We start from the raw sequence: 1,883 nt of genomic DNA on the forward strand, positions 1-1,883 counted from the left end.
CGCCCGTCGGCCGGGGTTTCCACCCCTGGCCGCAGCAGCGGATGGAGGCGGCCATGGCGTACCGACCGGCGACCGTCGACACCGTGCCCGACCTCGGCACCCTCACCCTCACCCTGGGCGTCGAGGAGGAGTTCCTGCTGCTCGACCCGGACAGCGGCCGGAACCTGCCGGTGGCCGACCAGGTGCTGGCGGCGCTGCGCGGCCCGGCCCGCGACCAGGGCCGCCAGGAGTTCCGGCACAGCATGGTGGAGATGGTCACCCCGGTCTGCGCCGACCTCACCGAGCTGCGCACCCACCTGGTGGCGCTGCGCCGCTCCGCCGTCGAGGCCGCCGCCGTGGCCGGGGCCCGGCTCGTGGCGGTCGGCGCCACCCCGGTGGCCGAGCCGCACCGGACGGTGCCCGACCGGCCGCGCTACCACGCCATGTCCCGCCGGTACGGGCCGGTGGCGCACGATCCGGCGGTCTGCGGCTGTCACGTGCACGTCGGGCTGCCGGACCGGGAGCTGGCCGTGCAGGTCTGCAACCACCTGCGGGTGTGGCTGCCGGTGGTGCAGGCGATCACCACCAACTCGCCGCTGCACGACGGGTACGACACCGGTCACGCCAGCTGGCGGTCGATGCAGTTGGAGCGCTGGCCCAGCATCGGCCCCACGCCGTACTTCGACTCCGCCGCCGACTACGACCGCACCGTCGACGAGCTGATCGCCGCCGGCATCATGCTGGACGCGGCGATGGTCTACTGGTACGCCCGGCCGTCGTCGGCGTACCCGACAGTGGAGGTCCGTGTCGGTGACGTCTGTCCGACCGTGGACGACGCCGTGCTGGTCGCCGCCCTGGTCCGCAGCCTGGTCGCGACACTGGCCGACGACGTACGCGCCGGGGTGCTCGCCCCGCCCGTGCGCGACTGCCTCGTCGCCGCGGCGCACTGGCGGGCGGCCCACGACGGCCTGGACGGCGAGCTGATCGACCTGCGCGCCGGCGGCGCCCGACCGGCCTGGGACCTGGTGGACGAGCTGATGGCGGTGATCGCCCCGGCGCTGCTGCGTCACGGCGATCTCGGTTACGTGCTGGCCCAACTGGCCCGGCTGCGCCGCGACGGCACCGGCGCGACCCGACAGCGACGGGTGCTGGAGCACACCGGCGACCTGCGCGCGGTCATCGACGACCTCGCCGCCCACACCGCCGCTGGCTGACCAACGGTTCTCAACGGATGTCGTGGGTCTGCAACCACAGTTCCAGCAGACCGAGCTGCCACAGCTTGTTGCTGCCCGCCGCGGCCTCGGCCCGGTCCGGCTCGGCGAGCAGCCGCGCCACGTACTCGGGGCGGAACAGGCCCCGCTCGCGCGCGACCGGGGCCTGCAACGCTTCGGCGACCAGCTCGCGCACCGGCCCGTCCACGTTGCGCAGCGCCGGCACCGGGAAGTAGCCCTTCGGCCGGTCGACCACCTCGGCCGGCAGCACCTCCCGGGCGACCTCCTTGAGCACGCCCTTGCCGCCCTGGGCCACCTTGTGCTCCGGTGGGCAGCGCGCGGCGAGGGTGACCAGGTCCTGGTCGAGGAACGGTGTACGCACCTCCAGCCCCCAGGCCATGGACATGCTGTCCACCCGCTTCACCGGGTCGTCGGGGAGCATCAGGTGGGTGTCCAGGCGCAGGACGGCGTCCAGCGCGGTCTGCGCCCCGGGCGCGGCGAGGTGGTCGGTGAGCAGGTCACGGCTGGCGTCGCGCTCCAGCGCGTACGCCGGGCCGACGATGGCGCGCAGCTCGTCGTGGCCACGGTCGAAGAACGCGGCGGCGAACGTCTCGGCGGCGCCGTGGCGGGGCGTCTGGGTCAGCGGCTGGTGGTAGCCGTAGCCGGCGAACACCTCGTCGGCGCCCTGCCCGG

2 protein-coding genes are annotated in these 1,883 nt (G+C 74.6%); one reads left to right on the forward strand and one right to left on the reverse strand.

All coding sequences use genetic code 11. The features are described from left to right. The first annotated feature begins 53 nt into the window (after positions 1 to 53). The gene (locus AB0J68_RS31755; protein ID WP_355065185.1) at positions 54 to 1,193 is read left to right on the forward strand and encodes a glutamate--cysteine ligase; all 1,140 of its coding nucleotides are present in this window, start codon (positions 54 to 56) and stop codon (positions 1,191 to 1,193) included. A gap of 10 nt (positions 1,194 to 1,203) precedes the next feature. Here AB0J68_RS31755 and AB0J68_RS31760 read toward each other — a convergent pair. Next, positions 1,204 to 1,883, reverse strand: a 680-nt coding sequence (locus AB0J68_RS31760; RefSeq protein WP_363942529.1) for an asparagine synthase-related protein, incomplete at its 5' end; no start/stop codon positions are given.

Source organism: Micromonospora sp. NPDC049580 (genome assembly GCF_040675595.1).
Taxonomy (GTDB): domain Bacteria; phylum Actinomycetota; class Actinomycetes; order Mycobacteriales; family Micromonosporaceae; genus Micromonospora.